This window comes from uncultured Algoriphagus sp., from assembly GCF_963974365.1.
Lineage (GTDB): Bacteria > Bacteroidota > Bacteroidia > Cytophagales > Cyclobacteriaceae > Algoriphagus.
This window is the reverse complement of record NZ_CAXBBX010000006.1, coordinates 142,286-166,636: the sequence shown is the minus strand read 5'-3', so window position 1 is coordinate 166,636 and position 24,351 is coordinate 142,286. Positions and strand designations below refer to the sequence as shown.

The window sequence follows — 24,351 nt, the reverse complement described above, 5'->3', positions numbered from 1 at the left end:
TGTTTTTTCACCTTCAACTTAAAATCCAATAAGCATGTCCAAATTACGTATCCTCTACGTTGCCAGTGAAATCAACCCTTTTCTCCAAACATCAGAAGTCGCCAATTTCTTAAGATCCTTACCGCAAGCTATGCAAGAGCGTGGTATGGAGATTAGAATTTTGGTACCAAGATTCGGTCTGATCAACGAGAGAAAAAATAGACTTCACGAGGTAGTGAGATTGTCAGGAATTAATATCGCGGTAGGAGAAGAGGAGAAACCTTTGGTAATTAAAGTTGCTTCGATCCCGAATGCAAAGCTTCAGGTATACTTCATTGATAATGAAGATTATTTCCAGAGAAAACATGTATTCCATGACAAGCAGCAAAAGTTCTATGAAGACAATGACGAGCGTGCGATTTTCTTCTGTAAAGGAGTGATCGAAACTGTCAAGAAGCTAGGTTGGGCTCCAGACATCGTGCATTGCAACGACTGGATGACGAGCTTAATCCCGATGTATTTGAAGACTACTTACAAGAGTGAGCCTTTATTTAAAGACACGAAGTCTGTATTTGCGATCTACAACAACGGATTTTCCCATACCTTTGGCGATGATTTGTTAAACAAGGTTAAGATGGTGGATATAGATGACGCTATTTTAGCACCTTTGAAGAGCAAAGACTTTACAGGATTTATCAAAATGGGCATGGAGTACGCCGATTTGGTAGTCAAAGGCGGTGAAGTTTCCGCAGAATTAAACCAACTAATCGAGGATTTCTCAAAAGACAAGAAGTTTGACATCAGCATTGAAGCAGAATCAGAAGCACAAGCTCACGAAGAGCTGTTCGATATTTACACGAATCTGGCCGGTTAATCTGGCCTTTGGCGCTATTGCGTCCCTATTTCTAATTAGTTCATGTAGTGACCCTGCCACAGTAGGCATTGAGCTTGCTCCCGGAAACAACCAAATCGGTGTTTTTTTCGAGGAGTTCGTGCTTCCTGCGGAAGTAGTGTTGTTAGACTCCTTTAATACCACCAATCAAACTATAATGATTGTAGGTGAAGAGGAAGATGATTTCTTTGGAAAAACATCTGGAACTGGATACTCTAGGCTTTCATTTGACCCAGATGTGGCGCTTCCTGAGCCCGACGCACTATTGGACTCGATCTTCTTCAACTTGAATGTCAGGACCATTAGTGGAACTGATCTGGATGAACCTAAGTACTATTCTATCCATAGGCTAGAAGAGCAAATTCTTGATACGCTTTATTATAACTTCGATGAGCTATCGTATGATCAAACTCCTTTGGCTTCTGGCGAAGTAGTTTTTGGGGAAAAAGCTGATACGCTATTGAAACTTCAGGTTACTCCTGAGTTTGCGCAAGAGTTGTTTACTAATTTGAAGGAAGGTCTATATTTTAAGGACATATTCCAGTTTAGAGATTACTTTCCAGGTATTGTCATCAAAGCTAGAGAAGGAGATAATACTTCAATAGGTGTAGGATTGGGAACCAACACTGGCTTTACTACCTATTTCCATTCAGAAGGAGACACTGTCTCAAAAGCCTACACTATCTCAGCTAGTGCGAAGCTTTCAGGAAGTCAAAACGTTGCAGCTGCCAGAAGTTTTAGTGGGATTAAGAGTGATAGAAGCGGTACCCCGACTAGTCAAATCACCGAAACTAAGAAGGCATATGATGTCGGTCCTCTTGTTGGAATGAAGGCAGGGTTAGGGATGACTATAAGGTTGGATACTAGTCCATTTGATGCCTTTCTGGATACGCTATCTGGGATTACATTTAACCAGGTAGTTTTGGAAATGGGCGCAGTGGAACCACAGGATTCTACCCAAAAAGTCCCAAGTAGCATTATAGCTTATTTCACCAATCTCTCCAATGATATATTGACCACTTCAACAGGAATTAAATTAAGTGTTCAGTCTGATGGGTTTCCTCAGGTATATACGGATGAAAATGGAGACGAAGTTCCAAGTACAACTGCTCCTGCTGTATTTGGCTATGATCCAGATGCTAGAATTTATTCTCAGCTAATCACCTCTCATATCAATGCATTGTTTAGAGATAAATTGACAAGAAAAGATTGGTTACTATATGTTGATTCTCCTACTACAGCAGGAGATGATTTTGCAAGATCCTTACGTCAGTTTGCCGTGGATAAAAACAAAATCAAGGTGAAAGTCATCTACTCGAAATCCAGGTAATACAATCAGTTTGATATAAGTGCCACTAATCCACTTCCTAAATTTCAGGAAGTGGATTATTTTTTTTGGCATGAATACTGTTCCTTTGCAGAAGTTCAAATTAACAGCAAGAATTTTTCAATATGTGTGGAATTGTAGCATATGTGGGTCAGCAAGAAGCTTTACCCATTATCATCAAAGGCCTTAGAAGATTAGAATACCGTGGATACGATAGTGCTGGTGTTGCCTTATTAGACAACTCTGGCTTATCTATCTACAAAAAGAAGGGCAAAGTATCAGAATTAGAGAAGCATCTTGAATCCTCGGCAGACTTAAATGCTCACATTGGAATTGGTCATACACGCTGGGCTACTCATGGAGAGCCAAATGATGTGAATGCCCATCCTCACTACTCATCATCTGAGAAATTAGCAATGATTCACAATGGGATTATTGAAAATTACGAGGTTCTGAAGATGGATCTTCAAAAGAAAGGATACACGTTTCAATCAGACACCGATACTGAGGTTTTCATCAAGTTCATTGAAGATATCCAACTGAATAACCACTGCAGTTTAGAAGAAGCCCTAAGACTTGCACTTCATAAAGTTGTCGGTGCTTACGCAATTGTATTGATCAATAAGGAAGAGCCGGATACCCTAATCGCTGCAAGAAAGGGTTCTCCACTGGTGATAGGTGTAGGTGAGGATGAATATTTCTTGGCATCAGATGCTACTCCTATTATCGAATACACTAATAAAGTGGTCTATTTGGATGATTTTGAAATAGCAGTTATCCGTAATAATCGCCTTCAGATTAAAACAATTGAGAATGTAGAGACCAATCCATATATCAATCAATTGGAGATGGAACTGGAAGCAATTGAAAAAGGTGGCTACGAGCATTTCATGCTAAAAGAAATCTATGAGCAACCAAAATCAATTGCTGATTGCTTAAGAGGACGTTTGGATGCAAAGTCTGGGCGGTTAGTTCTCGGTGGATTGAGGGATTACATGAATAAATTCCAAAATGCTGAGCGAATCATTATCACAGCTTGTGGTACTTCTTGGCATGCTGGATTAGTCGCAGAATATCTTTTTGAAGAATTTGCCCGAGTACCCGTGGAAGTAGAATACGCTTCTGAATTTAGGTACAGGAATCCCGTGGTTGGTGAAAAGGACTTTATAATAGCTATTTCTCAATCTGGAGAGACCGCAGACACCTTGGCAGCGATCGAGCTAGCCAAATCAAAAGGAGCTACCATTTTTGGTGTATGTAACGTGGTTGGATCATCCATTCCACGAGCTACCCACGCAGGATCGTATACCCACGCAGGACCAGAAATTGGTGTTGCTTCTACCAAGGCATTTACAGCTCAGATCTCCGTATTAGCGATGATGGCGCTGAAACTTGGTTACCAGCGTGGCACTTTACCAGAAGGTAAATACGTGCAGCTTCTACATGAATTGGAAGCAATTCCTAGCAAGGTAGAAAAAGCCTTGAAGTCCAACGATGCAATTAAGTATATCGCTGAAGAATATAAAGATGTAAGAAATGCACTCTATTTAGGACGTGGATACAATTTCCCGGTTGCACTAGAAGGAGCTTTAAAACTTAAAGAAATTTCTTATATCCATGCAGAAGGATATCCAGCTGCAGAAATGAAACACGGCCCTATCGCCTTGATAGATGAGGAAATGCCTGTTTTCTTTATAGCTACCAAAGATAGTTCTTACGAGAAAGTGGTAAGTAATATTCAGGAGGTAAAAGCTAGAAAAGGCAAAGTGATCGCGGTAGTTACAGAAGGAGACACCCAAGTAAAAGCGATTGCAGATCATGTGATCGAAATTCCTGAAACTCATGAAGCATTTGCTCCACTGGTAGCTGTAGTTCCATTGCAATTACTTTCCTATCATATAGCTGTCTTGCGAGGCTGCAATGTAGATCAGCCAAGGAATTTGGCAAAATCAGTTACTGTAGAATAATCAGTTTGAGACCGTCAATTTTGACGGTCTTTTTTATTTATATGCTTCTTCAGGGCAGGAAGTAGGCACTTCCATATCGGCAGCACAGGCATTCCCATACGTTTTGCCATCGCAATCACAAACTGGAGCATAATCCATTGTACAAGCCCACTCTCTGATCCTTTCTTTGTCAATACATTCTTCTAAAGGCTCTTCCTTTTCACAAGCTGCTGTGAAAGGGAAATCAAACAAATGAGTAAAAGTATAGCCTGCTTTATGTCTAAAGGATGAAATAAACATCAAAATGCTACCTCCCAAGCGAATTTTTAAGTTAGGCTGTATATTCTGCCTCCCGATAAATTTGCCTACTTTTGCGCAGCGATTAAAACACTATGCTGGATAAATTACAATCAATAAAAGAACGTTTTGAAGAAGTAGGTCAATTGATCATTATGCCGGAATCTATGGCAGATATGAGTAAATACGCCAAGCTGACAAAGGAATATAAAGACCTAGAGAAAATTGTAACTGTTTACGATGAGTACAGCTTAGTCTTGCAAAATATTGTCAGTTCAAAAGAGGTCCTTGATAAGGAAAAAGATGCGGATTTCAGGGAGATGGCGAAAGCAGAGCTGGAAGAGCTAAGACCTCGAAAGGAAGAGCTTGAAAATGAACTGAAGCAGCTTCTGATACCAAAAGATCCCAATGATGCTAAAGATTGTATTCTGGAAATCAGGGGGGGCGCAGGAGGCGATGAAGCATCTATTTTTGCGGGGGATTTATTCAGAATGTATCAACGATTCTGTGAGCGTGAGAATTTGAAGCTTACTGTATTGGATTTGACTTTTGGATCTGCTGGCGGATATAAAGAGATTATTTCTACGATTTCAGGTGGCGATGATGTATACGGTAGGATGAAATACGAGTCAGGGGTTCACCGTGTACAGCGAGTACCTGCTACAGAATCCCAAGGGCGAGTTCATACCTCCGCGGCCTCAGTGGCAGTTTTGCCAGAGATGGATGAGGTGGAGGTTAACATCGATATGAATGACGTACGAAAAGACACTTATTGCTCTTCTGGTCCAGGAGGTCAATCTGTAAACACAACTTATTCAGCAGTTCGATTGACTCATGAGCCTTCAGGATTGATTGTAACTTGTCAGGATGAAAAATCGCAGATCAAAAACTTTGAGAAGGCACTGAAAGTATTGCGATCCAGGCTTTATGAAATTGAGCTTGCAAAGCACAATGATGCAGTAGGAGCTCAGCGTAAATCAATGGTGGGATCAGGGGATCGATCGGACAAAATCCGTACATATAATTATCCGCAGTCTCGTGTGACCGATCATAGAATCAATAAAACTGTGTATAACCTCCCCGAGGTAATGGATGGGCATATTGAGGATTTTATATCCGCTTTGAGATTTGCTGAAAATCTTGATAGGATGAATAACAGTGGATTAGAGGATTAGGCTGATCATTTGCATAAAATCCATCAGAATTTTATTGATTCTGCGATTAGCCTATTATCTTGAAGAATTAACCATCAGACTTTTATGATTATTACAGGAGAAAGAGAAATACGTCTAGTGACTTGGAATGAGGCTCATTTCCATCAACTGTATCCTCTTGCTAATAATCCGAAAATTGCGATGAATCTGAAGGATAGTTATCCTCAGCCGTATACCATCCACGATGCCCGTCATTGGATAGAGCATAATCAGAAATATAATCCGCCTCAAAACTTCGCTATAGAGTTTGAAGGAAGATTGGCTGGTTCGGTGGGTTCTGACAGAGGGAAGGATGAGCTCAGGACGAATATGGAGCTAGGTTTTTGGATAGGAGAGCCTTTTTGGGGAAAAGGAATAGCAACTGAAGCAGTTAAGCTTTACACCAAATATATTTTTGAGAAATTTGACATCGAACGAATTTTTGCCCAAGTCTATGATTTCAACGGGCACTCCATGAATGTCTTGGAAAAAGCAGGGTATTTTCCTGAAGCTATTTTGAAGAAAGCATTTGTGAAAAATGCCACTGTGGGCGATATTTTCCAGTACGTCAATATTCGTGGAGAGCAACAATAGTCTGTAGCTTTGTCTATTACTTTACTATTACCTTTCTGATCAACAGGTTCGATTCAGTTTGAAGTTGGATTAAATTCATGCCTTTAGGAAGATGTTCCAGCGTGATTTCTTTGGTTTCATTTGATAAGTCTAGTGATTGGACGACTTGCCCAAAAGCATTGATTACGTGAAGTTTTTTATAATTCCCAGAGCCTAAATGTATGGTCACAGTTCCAGAGGACGGATTTGGGAAAAGACGAATGTTTAAGTCTTCCTGCTCAGGTAAAGCTGTAATTACATCCACATTTACATTCAATATTCTGGCTTCTCCCTCATTGCATTCATTTTCCGGAGTGACACTAAGCTGATAATCACCTTCTTTTTCCCAAAACACTGTTACTTTTTCAGTTCCTTGCCCCTGAATTATGGTACCACCTTGATTTGAGATTTGCCAATTGAAATTCACGTTTTCTTGGACTGATACCTCATATTCTGCTTCCCATAAACCTACTTGAGTATCTCCAGTTATTTCTCCTGGTTGATCTGGAGGCATATTCACTACTATTGGCTTGACTACAGGCGCTGCTTTTCCGCAGTAATTTTCCTGCATTACGCGTAATTCTTGAGTTCCAGCGACATTCCATTTTACTTGTATTTCTGATGTTCCTTGCCCAGCTAGTACCTCACCGCTAGAAGTTTCCCATGTATAGGTCACTCCTTCTAGATTCGGAAGCGAGTAGGTAGCTTCTTCATTCATGCAGACAGAACCATTCCCTGTTATTGTCATTTCTGCAGGAGGAAGGCCCGAAACAAGCACTTCCATTGACGAGGTTTTTCCATTCCCACAGAAGTTTTCCATGCTAACGAATATGCCATTTCTGCCTGGTGTTTTCCATAAGACTTCTACCTGATTTGTTCCTTGTCCTGAGATCACTTCCCCACCATCTACTCTCCAAACTAATTGTGCCCCCGGAATACCTGCATCCATTATTGAATAGTTTACCGAGCTTAAGCATACTTGATTCTCTCCTGAGATTTCGCTGAGTCCAGTGGGTTGAATGCATTCATATCTTAGGATGGTGCCATCTTCGCCTACGGCAAAGGCTATCGTGGGGGTTCCTACACTTATACCTGTAAGATTTCGTATCGTACCACTTGGAATCTTGATCCAAGATTCTCCTCCATCTTTTGTCTGAAGTACCAGTCCGTTGTCACCAGAAATAAATCCTAGGTATTCATCCCAAAAGTCTACTGAGTTAAAATTCTCCACGAAAGGAACCTCAATTTTCCTCCAAGACTTTGCCATGTCTTCAGACTTTAGAATTACCCCTTTATCACCTACAATCACAGCAGTACTAGAGTCTAACTTTGACAAGGAGTTTAGATTTTCCGAAGTTAATTTTGGGAGGTTTTCCCAGGTATTTCCTCCGTTCGACCAGCTGATTTGACCATTGTCGCCCATTGCAAATCCCACTTGGTAATCAAAAAAGGTGATATCTCTTAGGTTTTCACTGGTATTCGTTTGAATTCCAGTAGTATTCCAAGTTCCACCGGAGTCGAAAGATCTGGCGATGTACCCGTGGGTTCCGGTGATATAGATTACCGATGGGGCAAAAAGGAAAAAGCCTGTTATTGTTTCTGAAGTTTGCGCTGGGACAGGCACCCAAGAGGAACCACTATTACCAGTTCTGTAGATTTTTCCTGCTGCCGCTCCAACATAACCGAAGGATGTATTCCAGAAATCCATTCCTACTATATCAATTTCCTCTGGAAGAGGTCGATAAACCAAAGAAGTTGCTCCGTTGCCGGTGGCATAATCTGCACCACGTTGACCTGTGATATGTCCAGCTCGATCAGTTTTAAAATCAATTCCAGAAAAATCGTTTCTAATTCCGGCAAGACGCTGGGTATAACTGCTTCCTGCATTAGTGGAGGATAGTATGTAGCCATCTTGACCAATTGCGTAGACAAGGTTGCTTAATGGCTTGAAAGATAATCCGTTAAGATTTCGAGTATTTGTGACGCCTAAATTGGCTTTGCCAAAAGTAGTACCTGAATTGGTAGACCTAAGTGCTGTGGCTAAATCACCTACAATGGTGACAATCCGAATATCTACTGTACTTACTTCGACTTTCTTAAGGGCAGTAGTCACTGGTGAAACTTGTGCAAGCCAAGTTTCACCGCCATCAAGGGTTTTGATGATATTTCCTTCATCACCTACTGCATAGCCTATTAGGGTTGTAGAAAAAGCAATGCCATTTAGATTTGTACTGAGTCCGGAATTCAAAGGAACCCATTTGTTTCCTCCATCATAAGTCCTCAAGATTATGCCTTGGTTTCCTACTGAATAGGCTGTGTCCGAATTAACAAAGGTGACGTCGTTTAGCGGCTTTGTCGTTCCAGAAGTGAGCTTGAGCCAACTTTCACCTTTATCAGTGGATACTAAAATTTCACCGCCATCTGAGGTAGCGAACACTTTATTAGATGGGGAGATAGCTAGGCTTTTCAAATTCCGGGTTGATCCTGATGAAATCTGATTCCAAGTATTTCCAGCATCTTCAGTTCTTAGAATTAATCCTTTTTCCCCGACTACAATACCTGTTTGCTTATCCCAAAAGGCTACATCTAATAATTTCCCCTCAAAACTAACAGGGAGTTCTTCCCAAGAAATTCCTCCATCGCTGGTTTTTATAATGAGGTTTTCACCAACAGTAAATCCCAAATTTTCATCTATCCAAGTAATAGATTCCAAGTCTAATCCCCAGCTCTGCATTCTGATCCAGGTTTGGGAAAAAAGTTCAGTACTCAGAAACATCCCAATTAAAAATAGACCAATAGTTTTTTGCATGTGCATAGTTTAATAGTCAAAAATAAGTTATTTCATGCTAATAATTTTTGTCCAAGCCCCGTGCATCTCAGTTGATAATTTGACTCTTCACTTACAATGTCACAAGGTTAAATTTCAAATTTTCTTTAGGACTTGGCAAATATAAATGTTTGTGAGGGCGCTTATTGAAATAAAGAATTTCGCCGAATATAAACTATGATGTGTAGTTTTATCTTGTCTACAATTTAATAACCTCATGAAGCAAATACCATATATTCTAGTTCTATCATTGTTGCTTTTCGCATGTGGCCCACGAGAACGCGTTTCGAAGACTGTTTTTGATGAAGTAAATAGCTCAATGGAAGCCAAAAAACTCTCTGATGCCCAAATCACGGAGGAAGCACTAGTCTGGGGCGACTCAATTTCCACTGAAGCTCAAGCGCAATTCATGGAAAGTCTTCAAAATGCTGTTCAACAAGGAGGATTTGAAGGAGCTTTAGCTTTTTGTAACCTGAATTCCGCTCCAATTACGGAGGAGTTAAATTCCAAGCATGGCGTAACAATTCGGAGGACTTCTAACCGTGCCAGAAATATGAAGAATCTGCCAACTGAAGAGGAGCTGCAAATTCTTGAAGCGTATGAATATAACATGGAGAATAGCATAGAAAATGAACCAAATATTCAAAGAATTGAGGGGGGAGAAGTTTTGCTTTATACCAAAGCAATTGTCATTTCTTCAGAATTTTGTTTGGCTTGTCATGGCGAACCGGAAAAGGATATAAATGCACATGTTTTAAACAAGATAGATTCTCTTTATCAAGGAGATTTGGCAAGGAATTTTGAAGTCGGAGATTTGAGAGGAATGTGGTCGTTAAGGCTTCCGAAAAAATCTGTTGTAAATAGATTATAGCAATCGATTGAATAGCATTTGAAGGGCGTTTTTCTTCTTTTTTTAATTTTTGTCCATTCAAAAAATTCATGTTATTGTACATTTTTTATTGATATAATACAATTATGATCGCTTAATTGTCTAGTTACGTTACTTTTCAGTCAACATTCAGTCAATTATTGGCAATAAACAGTTTGGTTTTACAAAAGCATAGGGGGACATTAGATTGTTAAATTTTATTAATTAATAATAAACCCCTATGCCAATGAGAAACTTTACTCATTTAAAGCTATTCAGCATGACATTAATTTTTTGTCTTGGACTGATTAGTTCAGCATTCGCCCAGACCCAGGAGGTGTCTGGTGTGATTATTTCAGGAGAGGATAATTTGCCTCTGCCTGGTGCCTCTGTTCTCGTCAAAGGCACGACAAATGGTACCGTCACTGATATGGACGGTAAATTTACACTTAACGTTTCAGGTCCAACCGATGTCTTGGTGATATCATTTATAGGTTTCACTCCTATGGAAGTGGAAGTCGGATCCAAGACGGTTTTTGATCTTACCTTATTACCTGATACCAAATCTTTGGAAGAAGTGATCGTAGTAGGTTATGGTGAGCAGAAAAAAGAGACGATTACTGGTTCGGTAGCTACTGTAAAAGGTAAGGAACTGACGAAATCTCCAGCGATGAACCTTTCCAACTCCATCGCAGGTCGTATGGCTGGCGTGGTAGCAGTAACCAGAGGTGGAGAACCGGGCTATGATGGCGCTGGAATCCGTATCCGTGGTTCTAATACATTGGGAAACAATGATGCTTTGATTGTTATTGATGGTATCCCAGCGAGAGCAGGTGGTTTGGATCGATTGAATCCAAATGACATTGAAAGTATCTCCGTATTGAAGGATGCATCTGCAGCGATCTATGGTTCGAGGGCTGCCAACGGAGTAATTCTTGTGACTACTAAAAGAGGTGGTACCGGAGCACCAGAGTTGACATTCCAAGTGAATCAGGGATGGGCTCAGCCTGCCTTGCTACCACAATTGGCAAACGCTGCCGAGTATGCGAATGCGCTGAATGAATTAAACATCTATGAACTCCCTACAGAAGAATGGGCAGCAGCTAACGAAGCTTACAAGCAGAATGGAGAATATACTAGACCGGGTGGTCAAGTACGTAGTGCACCATATACACCTGAGGAGATTGAGTTGTATAGAAATGGTTCGGATCCTTGGAACTACCCTGATACTGACTGGTATGGTGAAACGCTTAAAAACTGGTCTCCTCAAAGCAGATATAACTTACAATTAGTAGGTGGTAGCGAAAATGTCAAGTACTTGACTTCTTTGGGATATCAAAATCAAGATGGTTACTATAAAAATTCTGCGACTGGATACAAGCAGTATGACTTTCGTATCAACCTAGATGCAAATGTCAATAAATATATAAAAGTTGGGCTAGGAATTATGGCAAGAGAGGAATATAGATTCTTCCCTACAAGAGGTGCAGGAGCGATCTTCCGTATGCAAATGAGAGGAAAGCCGAATCAGCCGGCTTACTGGCCAAACGGAAAGCCTGGGCCTGATATTGAAAATGGTGAAAATCCTGTGGTAATTACTACAGATCAGACAGGTTACAATAGAGATAAAAGAGACTATATCCAGACCACAGGTAACTTGGAGATCAAAATACCAGGAGTAGAAGGATTGAAATTTACTGGTACTGCAGCTATTGATAAATATATCCGCTATACAAAAAACTGGCAAATTCCATGGACCTTATATGAAAAAGGGAATGGCTTCGAGGCAGATGGAGTTACTCCAGTATTAGTGCCTAGTAAAAGAGGGCCAGCTGAGCCAAATTTGAGTGAATATACAAGCCAGCAGTTGAATGTGCTGCTTGGTGGGGTATTGAACTATGACAAAACGTTCAATGATATTCATACAATCAACGTAGTCGCTGGTGTAAACCGTGAGACTATTGACGGCAACGACTTCGGTGCGTATAGGAGATTCTTTATATCTACTGCTATTGACCAGTTATTTGCGGGTGGTGATCTTCAGAAAGATAATTGGAGTGGTGCAGAAACATTTAATAGAGCTCGTTTGAACTACTTCGGTAGAGTTGCTTACAATTACAAAGAGAAGTATTTGGCAGAGTTCCTTTGGAGATATGATGGCTCTTACATCTTCCCTGAAGATACTAGATTTGGCTTCTTCCCAGGTATCATGCTAGGATGGGTTGTTTCTGAAGAAAACTTCTGGAAAAATTCCCTTGGGAAATCTTTTGATTTCTTTAAAATCAGAGGTTCTTGGGGTCAGCTAGGTAATGATCAGATCGGTGAATATCAATACCTATCTACTTACGGATTCAGCTCCTATATTATTGGAGAATCACAAACTAAGACGCTTTACGAAACAAGAATTCCTAATAAAGCTATTACCTGGGAGATTGCAAATAATTCGAACATAGGTTTTGAGGGACAATTCTTACAAGGGAAAATATTCTTCGAGTTTGATATGTTCTACAATAAGCGTACAAATATTCTTTGGCAGAGAAATGCTTCTGTACCTCAAACCACTGGACTTTCTTTGCCTGCAGAAAACATAGGAGAAGTGGAAAACAAAGGTTTTGACTTGAATGTTGGTATAAGAGGTGGCAAAGGTGAATTCCAATGGTCGGCTAGCGTAAACGGTGGTTATGCTAAGAATAGCATATTGTTCTGGGATGAATCACCAGGGGCGCCTGCGTGGCAGATGTCAACCGGCAGACCTATGAATACAGGTTTGGTTTATCAATATGATGGTGTATTCCCTGACCAGCAGTCTATTGATGCTGAAACTATTGATTATTCATCTATTACCAATACACTTCGTCCTGGTGATATGAAATACAAAGACATTGGAGGTCGAGATGAGAATGGCAATCTAGTGATGGTTCCAGACGGAAAGATAACACCAGATGATAGAGTTCGTTTGGATGCAAACACTGTCCCTACTTTCCAAGGTGGGATCAACTTAGCTGCAAACTGGAAAGGGTTTGACTTGTCGATCTTGCTACAAGGTGCAGCGGGTGCTCGTCAATATATAAGTGCAGGTGAGTCTGGAAATATTGGTAACTACCTATCAGATATCTATGATAGCAGATGGACTATAGACAATCCTAATAGCACTGATCCAAGAATTGCTAATAGAAATGACCAGTATTGGTCAAGCGGAAACGATTATTGGTTTAGAAGCAATGATTACTTGAGATTGAAAAACGTAGAGATTGGTTATAACATACCGGCACATCTTACCGAGAAAATCGGAATCAAAAATGCAAGATTCTATGTAAATGGTTTGAACTTGATCACTTGGAGTAAAACGAAAGTTTATGATCCCGAGTCAGATGCAGCTACTGGACAATATTATCCTCAGGCTAGGGTAATCAACACTGGTCTTTCTGTTTCATTCTAAATAATCCGAAAAAATGAAAAGAAATATAAAATACTTAATTACGCTATTTGCAGCGAGTTTAACAATCGCTAGCTGTAATAGTGATTTCCTAAATACAGAGCCACTTGGTGAAATATCTGAAGCTGCCGTATGGACAGATCCAGCATTGGCAGAAGCATTTGTAACTGGTATTTACCAAGGTTTTGGAAATGGAGGCTTTAACGAAGAAATGGTTGCTTCTTTAACAGATGAGGCAATTTTCACCCATCCCGGCCGTGGTCTTAACACTGTCACAGAAGCAAGAGTAAACGCTGCTGATGTTGGATGGAATAATGCAGGTAATAGAACTTGGAACTGGCAAAGACTGTACAGCTATATTCGTCGCGCTAACCTTGCAATAAGTGAACTTTCAGAACCCCAGTTTGAAAATGATGGAGGAATTGTGGATCGCTTACTAGGTGAAGCTAAATTCATGAGAGCTTACTATTATCACGATTTAGCAAGATATTTTGGAGGTGTGCCTTTGGTGGATCGTCCTTATGAGTTGGGTGAAGAAACCTACGAGGTTCCAAGATCGAGTTGGGAAGAAACAATTAATTTTATTCTTGCTGATTTAGATGATGCAGCTCAATTACTGGAAGGAAAAAGTATGGCTTCTGGCCGCACAAGTGAATTGGCGGCTTTAGCCCTGAAGTCGAGAGTTCTTCTTTATGCAGCAAGTGATCTTCATGATGGTCCTACTGCAACTGGAAACTCTACAACTTTGGCAAGCTTTGGCGATATCGGGTTGCTTGCTTATACTGGAGGGAATCAAACTGAAAGATGGCAAAAAGCTCAGGCTGCAGCGAAAGCAGTTCTTGATAAAGCTTCTGGTAATCTATATGGTCTTTCTGAGCCAGTTTCTCATGAAGAAGGTATCCAAAATTATATCAATAATTCCATGGCCAGAAATGGTGGTGAAAAGGAGATTATTTTAGCTAGATACTTTATCAATGCAAACCAAGAGAACGGTGGCCGTCAAGGACTATATAACGGACCAAATGGCTACAACAACTGGGCTGGAAATAGCCCTATTCAATTGTTGGTAGATGATTACGAAATGATGGATGGTACTGAGTTTGACTGGTCAAACCCAGCCCAAGCTGCTGCTCCATATGAAAACAGAGATGCTCGTTTCTACGCTTCTATCTTGTATGATGGAGCACAGTGGAAGCCAAGATCTACAGCTAATCAGCCAAAAGATCCTTTGGGACAGATCCAAACTGGTACTTATGAAGTAACTGATGCATCAGGAGCTAAAGTGCCACACTTTGGTTTGGATACTAGAAACAGTTCTATTGAGGATTGGAATGGTAGTTACACTGGGTATTATGTGCGCAAGTTTGTTGATGCTGATCCATCAATTGTAGATCAAAATACTTGGCAAGAAGTTCCATGGCCAACTATCAGATATACAGAAATAGTTCTGAACTATGTAGAAGCATCTATCGAATTAGGTCAAGAAGATGAAGCCCGTAACTGGCTGAATCAAATCAGATATCGAGTAGGACAGCCAGCTATTACAGATACTGGAGATGATTTGGTTGATGCTTATCGCAACGAAAGGCGCATTGAAATGGCGTATGAAGAACAGAGATTTCATGATGTGCGTAGATGGATGATAGCCGAGGAGACTATCGGCCGCCAGGCTAATATTATAAATATTACTGGTACACTAAAGCCAGGAAAGACTCTCTCAACGTATCGTTACGATACTGATTTATACAATTATGTATATAAAGTTCAACCTATTGATCCAGGAAAGGAAAATAGACTCTGGCTGGATAAAATGTATTTCTTCCCTATTCATAGAGATGAGATAAATAGAAATTCAGTCCTAATCCAAAACCCTGGATTCGAGTAATCAGAACTCTTCTTAATTTTTAATCTAAGCCATTCCGTTTGGGATGGCTTAGATTATTTTAGATTATGACAAAACGAAATTACCTTTCAGTTTTGGTGATCAGTATTTTGATGATGTCTTGCTCAGAAAATGACAAGTCAAACCAAGCTGATATTCCCCCAATTTCCAATACCCCTTCACTCTTTACGTTATTGTCTCCCGAGCAGACCGGGATCACTTTTTCCAATAAAATTGAAGAGAGCCTTAATCTCAATGTGCTTATGTACGAGTACCTCTACAATGGTGGAGGTGTTGCCGTGGGAGATTTGAATGGAGATGGATTGGATGACATTTATTTTTCTGCCAACGTAAGTGGCAACCAACTTTACCTGAATCAGGGAGATCTCAAATTCAAAGAAACAGCTCAAGCTTCCGGTGCTACGGGAAGATCTGGTCCTTGGAAGACCGGAGTTGTATTCGTCGATATCAACGGCGACAATAAACTAGATATTTATCAATGTTACTCTGGAAATCTTCCTACAGAGAAACGGACGAATGAACTTTTTGTCAATCAGGGAAATGATGACAATGGAATTCCAATTTTTAAAGAAATGGCTGAGGAGTATGGTATTGCTTCAAACTCCCCAAGTACAAGTGCCAGCTTTTTCGATTTTGACCTTGACGGGGATCTGGATCTTTTCCTCCTGAATCACAATACCAAATCCATCCAAAATCAGGATGTAAATTTGACAAAAGTACTAATGCAGGAGAAGCATGAAGCAGGATCTCAACTTTTCGAAAATAGAGAAGGCAAGTTTGTGGAGGTCACTCAGAATGCAGGGATTTCTAGTTCGAGTCTTTCTTATGGTTTGGGATTGGCTGTTTCGGATATTAATCAGGATGGATGGCCAGATATCTATATTGGTAATGATTATTCAATGCCAGATTATCTCTATATCAATCAAAAAAACGGAACTTTTAAAGATGAGATTCTAGAGCGTCTGGGGCATACTTCGCATTTTTCCATGGGAAATGACATCGCCGACTTCAACAACGACGGTCTTCAGGATATTTTCACCTTGGACATGCTTCCTGAAGGAAACGAAAGGCAAAAACTTCTCCTTGCACCAGATAATTTTGAATTGTTTGAGCTGAACGTGAACAAGGGCTTTCATCACCAATACATGCGGAATATGCTGCATGTCAATTCTGGAGATGGTACTTTTCAGGAAATAGGACAACTGGCAGGAATGTCGAATACAGATTGGAGCTGGTCATCTCTTTTTGCGGATTTTGATAACGACGGTTGGAAAGACCTTTTTGTCACCAATGGCTATTTGAGAGATTACAACAACCAAGACTTTCTCAAATACATGGATAATTACGTACGGACTTCTGGAGGAAAGCTAAAGCGTGAGGACTTGCTGAACATGGTCAAGAACATGCCATCTTCTAATCTGACCAATTATATTTTTCAAAATAACGGAAACTTAACCTTCCAAAATCAAACTTCGGCCTGGGGAGTCAACCAAACGGCAAATAGTAGCGGTGCAGCTTACAGCGACCTAGACAATGATGGTGATCTGGATCTTATTGTCAACAACATTAACAGTCCTGCTTTTATTTTTGAGAATCAAGCAACTCAGCAGAAGGGTGGGAGTTTTTTGAATATTAAGCTGGCTGGATCAGAGATGAATTCCTCTGCTCTTGGTGCCAAAGTAAGTGTTTTCACAGGTAATGATATTCAAATAGTAGAGCAAAACCCCTATCGCGGCTACCAGTCTTCCGTGTCGACTACACTTCATTTTGGCTTGGGAGATATTTCCACAATAGACTCGCTACTTGTGGTTTGGCCTGGCGGCAAAGTCACGAAAGAAGTTGACATCGCTACAAATCAAACTCTCGAATTAAAGCAGTCTGAGGCAAAAAGTACTTCCAGCTTTCAAGCCGAAAAAACTACCGTTTTTCTTACTGCGAAATTTGAATTGAACACCGAAAAAGGAAGATCATTCAACGATTATAAAAGACAACCCCTATTAATTAATCCGGTTTCTGGCAATGGAAAGGCAATGGTTTATGCTGATTTCAACGGGGATGGACGGGACGATTTAATTGTTGGAGCTGGCTCTAATGCAGCAGCATCATTTTATTTGCAGTCCTCGGTTGGATCTTTTGTGAAGCAGAATACCAAGGTTTTTGCTGCTTATGCTGGATCTGAGGATTCGGATGCATTGGCCTTTGATGCCAATGGAGATGGTTTTCTTGATCTGTATGTTGCTAGTGGAGGTATTTATGACTTCAATGTTGGCGATGATGTCTTGCGCGATCGTCTGTATTTGAATGACGGGAGAGGCAATTTTACATTAGGGTCTGAGTCTCTACCCACAGAGGCTTTTCCCACGGGTACAGTTCAAGTCGGAGATTTTAATTTTGATGGAACACCCGATTTATTTGTGGGTGCTAGAATCAATCCAGGCCAATTTCCAACTTCACTTGGAGCGAGGATCTGGGTAAATGATGGCAAAGGAACCTTCTCAGATCAGACCAAAGCGCTTGCACCTACTTTTGTGAATTTGGGAATGCTGACTGATTCGGGATTGACTGATTTGGACGATGATGGGAAGCCAGAATTAATTGTATTAGGAGAAGCCATGCCAATTCAGATTTTTTCTTTCCAAGAAAATCAATGGAAGGAAACCACCTTGGATTACTTCGAAAAGCATGAATTTGGTTTCTGGAATGACTTGACGCTTGCCGATTGGGATGGGGATGGCAAGGTGGAGGTCCTAGCCGGAAATCTAGGGACGAACTCACAAATCAAAGCAAGCAGTACTCAGCCGGCTGAAATCCTCTATAAGGATTTTGATGGAAATGGATCAGTGGATGCATTCTTAGGATATTATATTCAAGGTGAAAAATATCCAGCTGCTAGCCGGGATGAGATTTTGGGTCAGGTTCTTTACCTAAAAAAGAGATATTTAGACTTTAAGTCTTTTGCCAATGTGAAAATGAATGAGCTATTCACTCCTCAGGAAAGAGAAGGAACAAATTCAATTTTTATCAATAGTCTGGAGACAACTTATTTCGTAAGAAATTCTTCTGGAAAATTTGAACCAAAAGTGCTTCCAATACAGTCTCAATTTTCACCAGTATTTGCATCAGCTGCCGTAGATGTGGATGGAGATGGTAACTTAGATATGGTGCTTGGAGGCAATACAGACTATGGAAAATTGTATTTCGGAAAATACGATGCGAGTCAAGGTGTCGTTTTGCTCGGTGATGGCAAAGGTCGATTTACCAATGCAACGAAAGCACAAAGCGGATTGAATCTTAAAGGAAACGTCAGGAGAATTATTGCTGGCAAGGATCTGATGCTAATTTATTTGGATGAATCCGCGGTGAGCATTTATTCTATCCATCCATCACAAACGGACTAAATTCCAAACCCTATACTCTTATATTTATTGATTAAGTTTTTGTTTTAACATGTTTAAAAAGAACCCTAAATACCTAGTGATCGGCACGTTGATGCTGATGAGTTTTGATGTTAATGATTCCAATTTTGAATCTTACACCCAGAAAATCCCTGGCACTGAAGTTACTTTCCAAATGACGCCAATTCCTGAAGGGACTTTTTTGATGGGTTCGGATAGATCCGATGATGAAAAGCCTACACACGAAGTGAGTATCGCTCCTTTTTGGATGGGAACTCATGAAGTGACTTGGGATGCATTTGAACTTTTTCTAGACAAAAACTATGAAGTTGCTATTTCAGAAGGCCCAATTGGTGAGCTAGTGGATGGATTGTCCCGGCCAAGTATGCCTTATTTGGATATGACTTTTAATATGGGAAAAGAAGGCAAGCCAGCCATCGGAATGACCCAGTACGGAGCTATCCAATATTGCCACTGGCTTTATCTGAAAACTGGTATCTTCTACCGTCTTCCTACAGAAGCAGAGTGGGAATATGCTGCAAAAGCTGGATCAAAGACCCGGTTCTTTTTTGGCGATGACCCTTCTCAATTAGGAGATTATGCATGGGTTAAAGAGAATTCTGAAGAGATAACTCATCCCATTGGAGAGAAAAAACCTAACCCGTGGGGACTCTACGATATTTATGGAAATGTGCTTGAATGGACCTCAGATCAATACGAGCCTGACTTCTATGCTCAATCGCCATCTGAGAACCCTGCTAACCCATCTACAGAGCTCTATCCTAGAGTAGTTCGTGGAGGTTCATATGATACAGAAACTGCTGAAATAAGCTCTACTAAACGATTTGTGAGTTCTCCGGATTGGAAGAGAATTGATCCTCAGATCCCTAAAAGTCAATGGTGGTTTCCCGAAGCACCCTTCCTAGGATTGAGACTGGTAAGGCCGCAAGTCCCACCTAGTCCGGAAGAAATTATGGCTTACTATCAAGCCGCTCCTATAACTGATTATTAACCCTTAATACCTATACTTATGAAAATCGAAAATTCACGTAGGGATTTCATCAAAACTTCTGCTTTGGTAACTGGCGGATTGATGACTACTCCTTTTGTTTTGCCAGGAGCCTATGCTGCTCCTGTGAATGAATTGAAAGTTGCTTTAATTGGCTGCGGTGGGCGAGGTACCGGCGCTACTTTTCAAGCTTTAGCCACTGGACACAACATCAAAGTAGTCGCTATGGCAGATGCCTTCAGAGATCGCTTGGATAATGCATACAAAGCACTGAGCGAAAAATATGCGGACAAACTTGCAGTAACTGAAGAAACGAAATTTGTCGGTTTTGACGCATATAAAGATGCGATGGCGCTCGCAGATGTAGTGATTCTTGCTACTCCTCCAGGTTTCCGTCCTATGCATTTCGAAGAGGCTGTGAAGCAAGGTAAGCAAATCTTCATGGAGAAGCCTGTAGCTGTAGATGCTGCCGGAATCCGTAAAGTTTTAAAAGCCGCGGAAGAAGCAAAAGCAAAAAAACTAAATGTGGTGGTTGGTCTTCAGAGACACTATCAGGCAAATTACATAGAGACTATCAAACGTATCCATAATGGTGACATTGGTGATATCATTAATGGCCAAGTGTATTGGAATGATGGTGGTGTTTGGGTGAGAGAGCGCCAGCCAGGCCAAACTGAGATGGAATACCAAATGAGAAACTGGTATTATTTCAACTGGCTTTGCGGAGATCATATCAATGAGCAACACGTGCACAACATCGATGTGGCCAACTGGGTGAAGCAAGGTCCACCGGTGAAAGCTGAAGGTACGGGAGGAAGATTGATTCGTACAGGTAAGGAAAACGGGGAAATCTTTGATCACCACGTGTTGACTTATACCTATGCAGATGGATCTGTGATTCACAGTGAGTGCCGTCACTTCCCAGGGGCTCAAAACCGTGTGGATGAAAGCTTCCAAGGTACCAAAGGAACTGCTTATCTAAGTGCTGGAAACTATGGTACGCTAAAAGACTGGAAAGGCAATGTGCTATACGAACATGATCGAAAAAATCAGCCAAACCCTTATCAAGTAGAGCACGACCAGCTTTGGGCAGCTTTATTTAATGGGGAATATAAATTTGCAGATGCTCAAAATGCTGCGAATAGTACGATGACAGCTATTATGGGAAGATATGCTACCTATTCTGGTAAGCCATTGACTTTTGATGAGGCAATTAATGGAACTGTAGATTTGATGCCTGAGACCTTAGCGTGGGATGCTATGCCTAAACTAGTGCCTGGTCCAGACGGATATTACCCACATGCTATTCCTGGTAAAACAAAAGTAGTTTAATCATGGAAAGAAGAGGATTTATTAAGAAAGTAGGCTTAGGAAGCACCCTTTTGGGTGTTTCGGGCGCTATGAGTGTGCCTTCCTTTGCGGCTAGTAAAGCTGAGCCTACCTTTAATATGGATTTCGCTCCGCACTTTGGGATGTTTAGAAATTCTGCCCCAGGTGGGATTGTCGATGAATTGAAATTCATGGCCGATCAAGGATTTAGGTCCCTTGAAGACAATGGAATGCTAGGCAGATCCGTAGAGGATCAAGCGCTTATCGGCAAAACTCTCGAATCTCTGGGTATGAGAATGGGTGTGTTTGTGATTGATGGGGGCGAAAATTGGAAGACTTCTTTGACAACTGGCAAGAAAGAACACGAGGATTTATTTGTGGATACTTGCAAGAAATCTGTAGAAGTAGCCAAGCGTGTTGGGGCAAAATGGATGACCGTAGTTCCTGGATATTTCGAAAGAAATCTCCCTATGGGAGTACAGACAGGAAATGTCATTGAAGCTTATAAGCGCGGTGCTGAAGTATTGGAAAAAGAGGGATTGGTGATGGTAATGGAGCCATTGAGTGATAATCCTGATCTTTTCCTTCGTCATGCAGACCAATCCTATATGATTTGCAAGGCTGTAGATAGCCCTGCTTGTAAGATTCTTTATGACATTTATCACATGCAACGCAATGAAGGAAACCTAATTGCGACCATGCAGAAGACTTGGGATGAAATCGCTTACATACAAATAGGAGATAATCCGGGAAGAAAGGAACCAGGAACAGGGGAAATCAATTATAGCAATGTATTCAAATTCATCCATGAAAAAGGGTTCAAGGGTGTAATGGGAATGGAGCATGGAAATGCTTCTCCAGGAGTAGAAGGAGAAAAAGCATTGATCCAAGCCTATAGAAAAGTTGATATAATGTGATATTAATTAGTATATGATCAAATGTAAATTACTGGCGCTATCATTATTGGTAGCGCTTTTTTCCTGCAAAAAATCTGAGGAGAATCTAGCAGACAAACCTACTGGATGGAATATCCTTGAGACTCCAGTAGAGGCCTCCCTAAGAGGTCTTTCCCCGCTCACAGGTGAGATAGCGTGGGCGAGTGGTAGTAATGGTGTCTGGCTTAGGACAATTGACGGAGGGCAAACTTGGGATCATGGTATAGTGGCAGGCTTGGACACGGTTGATTTCAGATCTATTCATGCATTTGATGCGTTGACAGCGATTGTTGTTTCAGCAGGACAGCCAGCAGTAATTTATAAAACCATAGACGGAGGAAAATCTTGGAAGCTGAAACGCCAGGAGAATGAGTTTGCGTTTCTCGATGGCATAAGTTTTTCTTCCTCCACTCGAGGATTTGTGATTGGAGATCCTAGTGAAGGAAAATGGACAATCCTACAAACAGCCAACCAAGGAAATACTTGGTATCCTTTAGACTCACTTCCTGGCGCAGCTGAAGGAGAAGCAGCTTTTGCTGCAAGTGCTACATCATTACTTGCAGAAGGGAATGAGCTTTGGTTGGGGACTGGGGGTACAGAATCAAACCTTCACTATTCAAAAGATATGGGTGCGAGCTGGGAAAAGTTCACTGCACCAGTTATTCAAGGAGAATCTTCGCAGGGGATTTTTTCTTTGACCAGTATGGGAAATGGGGAAATAGTCTCTGTAGGTGGAGATTATTTGAATGAGAAAATGAAAGAAGGGATTTCCGGTATTTTCATTTCAAGTAAAAAAGAATGGATGGCACCTCAGCAAGGATTAGGAGGCTATCGATCAGGGGTTGTGTATTTCCCAAAACAAAAATGGCTCATTGCTGTTGGTCCAAGTGGTTCTGATTTCTCCAAAGATGCTGGAATTAACTGGGAGCCGATTTCAGCTGAAGGTTTTCATGCTGTAAAAATGGGACATGCTGATGGCTCTGTCTGGGCTTCTGGTGCCAAAGGAAAAATAGCTAAATTAAGCTTCTGATAAATCAAGAGTTATTGGATTGTGATTTTCCTTGGGAGAAAATCATATTCAATACTTACAAAAGATTTGCATATTGGTGAAGATTTCAAGAAATACCGTGTTGTATCTTTATCTTGATTCTTATCTATCGACAAAAACCTGAAATTATTAACTGATGTTTGAAATTGTTCCTTCCATATGGCTAATTAATGGAAAATGTGTGCGACTGAAAAGAGGCGATTTTTCAACAGAGGAAGTTATTTCTTCCAATCCTCTGGGAATTGCGCAAGCTTTTGAATCCATTGGAATAAAAAGAATTCATCTGGTGGACTTAGATGGCGCACGAAGAGGTGAACCAAAAAATTATCATATCCTGGAAGCGATATCTGGGTATACCGATTTGAAAGTTGATTTTACCGGTGGTATTACCACGGATGGCGATGTGATCAAATGTTTTGAATTCGGTGCAAGTACCATCACGGTGAGTTCAGCTGCGGCAAATCATCCCGAGCGTTTCGCTCAATTTATCCTTTCTTATGGTCGCGAGAAAATTAATCTCGCTGCTGATGTCAATCCTTCGGATAATAAAATAAAAATCAGAGGTTGGTTAAAAAAGACCGAAATTGATCTTTTTGATCATATTGACTTTTTTTATGAAAGAGGTTTGAAATATTTGAAATGTTCCGATGTACTACGAGATGGAGTCATGGAAGGACCAAATTTTGCACTTTTTCAAACTATCAGAGAAAAGTATCCTAAAATTAATCTTGCAGCAAGTGGTGGAGTGAGAGGTATTGACGATTTCAGGAGACTCAGAGATATGGGCGTATCTGCTTCAGTTTTCGGAAGAGCTTATTATGAAGGGATGATTAGTCTGGAAGATTTGGAAAAGTTTCTCTCGGAAGATTAAGCAAATACAGCATAAAAAAAGGGGACGTTTGTACATCCCCTTTTTTTATGTCTATAGTTTTTCCTTTTAATCGGCTTTGAACTTGTCTACGATGTAAAGAAAAATGTTAAATGTTAGCGTAGACGCAGCCGGATCAGGCTTTTTGCCTTCTCCACTTAAATTTGTTTCTTTTTTTGGAAGGGGGGGCTTTACCGTAGAGACCGTTGTAGTATTAGAGTTCACAGGAGTCGGATTATCCCGTAATTGCATGTCAAAGCGATCTGAATTGTTTTCTACCAGCGGCTTTTCTAATGGTTTTTCATTTTCTACCTCTGACTTTTCACGCTCACTTTGAGCCATAGTATTTCCCGCCCAAAAGCATAATCCCAGCATAACAATGCTGAAAACAGTTAATTTTTTAAAAGGGAATTCTATATTTGAAATCATAGTTGGGGTGTATAACCTTTGTTACTTACTCATTGTTTGGCAAAAGGTTCATAAAATT

Annotated in this window: 17 protein-coding genes; 14 read left to right on the top strand and 3 right to left on the bottom strand. The window is 40.7% G+C overall.

Annotated features, from left to right (window positions below):
- The first annotated feature begins 34 nt into the window (after positions 1–34).
- The 3 genes from AACZ87_RS10030 (at position 35) to glmS (ending at position 4,165) form a co-directional block, all read left to right on the top strand.
- Complete coding sequence (locus AACZ87_RS10030) at positions 35–853, top strand: glycogen/starch synthase (protein ID WP_111609750.1); 819 nt, start codon at positions 35–37, stop codon at positions 851–853.
- Positions 774–2,201: a DUF4270 family protein gene (locus AACZ87_RS10025; RefSeq protein ID WP_339866837.1), complete on the top strand. Its 1,428-nt coding sequence runs from the start codon at positions 774–776 to the stop codon at positions 2,199–2,201. Before AACZ87_RS10030 ends, AACZ87_RS10025 begins: the two co-directional genes overlap by 80 nt.
- Positions 2,202–2,323: 122 nt before the next feature.
- The gene (glmS, locus tag AACZ87_RS10020) at positions 2,324–4,165 is read left to right on the top strand and encodes a glutamine--fructose-6-phosphate transaminase (isomerizing) (protein ID WP_339866835.1); all 1,842 of its coding nucleotides are present in this window, start codon (positions 2,324–2,326) and stop codon (positions 4,163–4,165) included.
- 33 nt (positions 4,166–4,198) lie between these two features.
- Here the strand turns inward: glmS and AACZ87_RS10015 are convergent, their stop codons facing one another.
- The gene (locus AACZ87_RS10015) at positions 4,199–4,462 is read right to left on the bottom strand and encodes a hypothetical protein (protein ID WP_339866834.1); all 264 of its coding nucleotides are present in this window, start codon (positions 4,460–4,462) and stop codon (positions 4,199–4,201) included.
- 74 nt (positions 4,463–4,536) lie between these two features.
- Between AACZ87_RS10015 and prfA the strand changes: the two genes are divergently transcribed.
- Both prfA and AACZ87_RS10005 read left to right on the top strand, forming a co-directional pair.
- Positions 4,537–5,616 carry a peptide chain release factor 1 gene (gene prfA, locus AACZ87_RS10010; protein ID WP_339866833.1) on the top strand — a complete coding sequence of 360 codons (1,080 nt, stop codon included), beginning with the start codon at positions 4,537–4,539 and terminating at the stop codon, positions 5,614–5,616.
- Between the two features lie 84 nt (positions 5,617–5,700).
- Positions 5,701–6,228, top strand: a complete 528-nt coding sequence (locus AACZ87_RS10005; RefSeq protein ID WP_339866831.1) for a GNAT family N-acetyltransferase — start codon at positions 5,701–5,703, stop codon at positions 6,226–6,228.
- Between the two features lie 16 nt (positions 6,229–6,244).
- Here AACZ87_RS10005 and AACZ87_RS10000 read toward each other — a convergent pair whose 3' ends face one another.
- Positions 6,245–9,055: a YCF48-related protein gene (locus AACZ87_RS10000; protein WP_339866830.1), complete on the bottom strand. Its 2,811-nt coding sequence runs from the start codon at positions 9,053–9,055 to the stop codon at positions 6,245–6,247.
- Positions 9,056–9,290: 235 nt separating this feature from the next.
- Here AACZ87_RS10000 and AACZ87_RS09995 point away from each other — a divergent pair, with 235 nt between their 5' ends.
- The 9 genes from AACZ87_RS09995 to AACZ87_RS09955 all read left to right on the top strand — a co-directional run bounded on the left by AACZ87_RS09995 (position 9,291) and on the right by AACZ87_RS09955 (position 23,867).
- Positions 9,291–9,944 carry a DUF3365 domain-containing protein gene (locus AACZ87_RS09995; protein WP_339866828.1) on the top strand — a complete coding sequence of 218 codons (654 nt, stop codon included), beginning with the start codon at positions 9,291–9,293 and terminating at the stop codon, positions 9,942–9,944.
- A gap of 277 nt (positions 9,945–10,221) precedes the next feature.
- A complete protein-coding gene (locus tag AACZ87_RS09990; protein WP_339866826.1) occupies positions 10,222–13,380 on the top strand; it encodes a TonB-dependent receptor in 3,159 nt (1,052 codons plus the stop codon).
- Between the two features lie 13 nt (positions 13,381–13,393).
- Positions 13,394–15,262 (top strand): RagB/SusD family nutrient uptake outer membrane protein, encoded by a 1,869-nt coding sequence (locus AACZ87_RS09985; protein WP_339866825.1) that lies wholly within the window; start codon positions 13,394–13,396, stop codon positions 15,260–15,262.
- Positions 15,263–15,327: 65 nt separating this feature from the next.
- Positions 15,328–18,678: an FG-GAP-like repeat-containing protein gene (locus tag AACZ87_RS09980; RefSeq protein ID WP_339866824.1), complete on the top strand. Its 3,351-nt coding sequence runs from the start codon at positions 15,328–15,330 to the stop codon at positions 18,676–18,678.
- A 91-nt stretch (positions 18,679–18,769) separates the two neighbouring features.
- Entirely contained in the window at positions 18,770–19,687 is a 918-nt protein-coding gene (locus AACZ87_RS09975; protein WP_339866993.1) for an SUMF1/EgtB/PvdO family nonheme iron enzyme, read from the top strand.
- An 18-nt stretch (positions 19,688–19,705) separates the two neighbouring features.
- Complete coding sequence (locus AACZ87_RS09970) at positions 19,706–21,016, top strand: Gfo/Idh/MocA family oxidoreductase (RefSeq protein ID WP_339866823.1); 1,311 nt, start codon at positions 19,706–19,708, stop codon at positions 21,014–21,016.
- Positions 21,017–21,018: 2 nt separating this feature from the next.
- Positions 21,019–21,930, top strand: coding sequence for a TIM barrel protein (locus tag AACZ87_RS09965; protein WP_339866821.1), 912 nt, complete (start codon positions 21,019–21,021; stop codon positions 21,928–21,930).
- A gap of 13 nt (positions 21,931–21,943) precedes the next feature.
- A complete protein-coding gene (locus AACZ87_RS09960; protein ID WP_339866820.1) occupies positions 21,944–22,978 on the top strand; it encodes a YCF48-related protein in 1,035 nt (344 codons plus the stop codon).
- A gap of 154 nt (positions 22,979–23,132) precedes the next feature.
- Positions 23,133–23,867 (top strand): 1-(5-phosphoribosyl)-5-[(5-phosphoribosylamino)methylideneamino] imidazole-4-carboxamide isomerase, encoded by a 735-nt coding sequence (locus AACZ87_RS09955; protein ID WP_339866819.1) that lies wholly within the window; start codon positions 23,133–23,135, stop codon positions 23,865–23,867.
- Positions 23,868–23,933: 66 nt separating this feature from the next.
- Here the strand turns inward: AACZ87_RS09955 and AACZ87_RS09950 are convergent, their stop codons facing one another.
- Complete coding sequence (locus AACZ87_RS09950; protein WP_339866818.1) at positions 23,934–24,293, bottom strand: hypothetical protein; 360 nt, start codon at positions 24,291–24,293, stop codon at positions 23,934–23,936.
- Between the last annotated feature and the right edge of the window lie 58 nt (positions 24,294–24,351).

What these genes read in the sequence shown, in the direction of transcription:
- AACZ87_RS09960 (WP_339866820.1), top strand. Translation starts at nt 21,944, where the DNA reads ATGATCAAATGTAAATTACTGGCGCTATCATTATTGGTAGCGCTTTTT.
- AACZ87_RS09950 (WP_339866818.1), bottom strand. Translation starts at nt 24,293, where the DNA reads ATGATTTCAAATATAGAATTCCCTTTTAAAAAATTAACTGTTTTCAGC.
- AACZ87_RS09975 (WP_339866993.1), top strand. Translation starts at nt 18,770, where the DNA reads ATGCTGATGAGTTTTGATGTTAATGATTCCAATTTTGAATCTTACACC.
- AACZ87_RS09990 (WP_339866826.1), top strand. Translation starts at nt 10,222, where the DNA reads ATGACATTAATTTTTTGTCTTGGACTGATTAGTTCAGCATTCGCCCAG.
- AACZ87_RS09955 (WP_339866819.1), top strand. Translation starts at nt 23,133, where the DNA reads ATGTTTGAAATTGTTCCTTCCATATGGCTAATTAATGGAAAATGTGTG.
- AACZ87_RS10030 (WP_111609750.1), top strand. Translation starts at nt 35, where the DNA reads ATGTCCAAATTACGTATCCTCTACGTTGCCAGTGAAATCAACCCTTTT.
- AACZ87_RS10005 (WP_339866831.1), top strand. Translation starts at nt 5,701, where the DNA reads ATGATTATTACAGGAGAAAGAGAAATACGTCTAGTGACTTGGAATGAG.
- AACZ87_RS09995 (WP_339866828.1), top strand. Translation starts at nt 9,291, where the DNA reads ATGAAGCAAATACCATATATTCTAGTTCTATCATTGTTGCTTTTCGCA.
- AACZ87_RS09965 (WP_339866821.1), top strand. Translation starts at nt 21,019, where the DNA reads ATGGAAAGAAGAGGATTTATTAAGAAAGTAGGCTTAGGAAGCACCCTT.
- AACZ87_RS09970 (WP_339866823.1), top strand. Translation starts at nt 19,706, where the DNA reads ATGAAAATCGAAAATTCACGTAGGGATTTCATCAAAACTTCTGCTTTG.
- AACZ87_RS09980 (WP_339866824.1), top strand. Translation starts at nt 15,328, where the DNA reads ATGACAAAACGAAATTACCTTTCAGTTTTGGTGATCAGTATTTTGATG.
- prfA (WP_339866833.1), top strand. Translation starts at nt 4,537, where the DNA reads ATGCTGGATAAATTACAATCAATAAAAGAACGTTTTGAAGAAGTAGGT.
- glmS (WP_339866835.1), top strand. Translation starts at nt 2,324, where the DNA reads ATGTGTGGAATTGTAGCATATGTGGGTCAGCAAGAAGCTTTACCCATT.
- AACZ87_RS09985 (WP_339866825.1), top strand. Translation starts at nt 13,394, where the DNA reads ATGAAAAGAAATATAAAATACTTAATTACGCTATTTGCAGCGAGTTTA.
- AACZ87_RS10000 (WP_339866830.1), bottom strand. Translation starts at nt 9,055, where the DNA reads ATGCAAAAAACTATTGGTCTATTTTTAATTGGGATGTTTCTGAGTACT.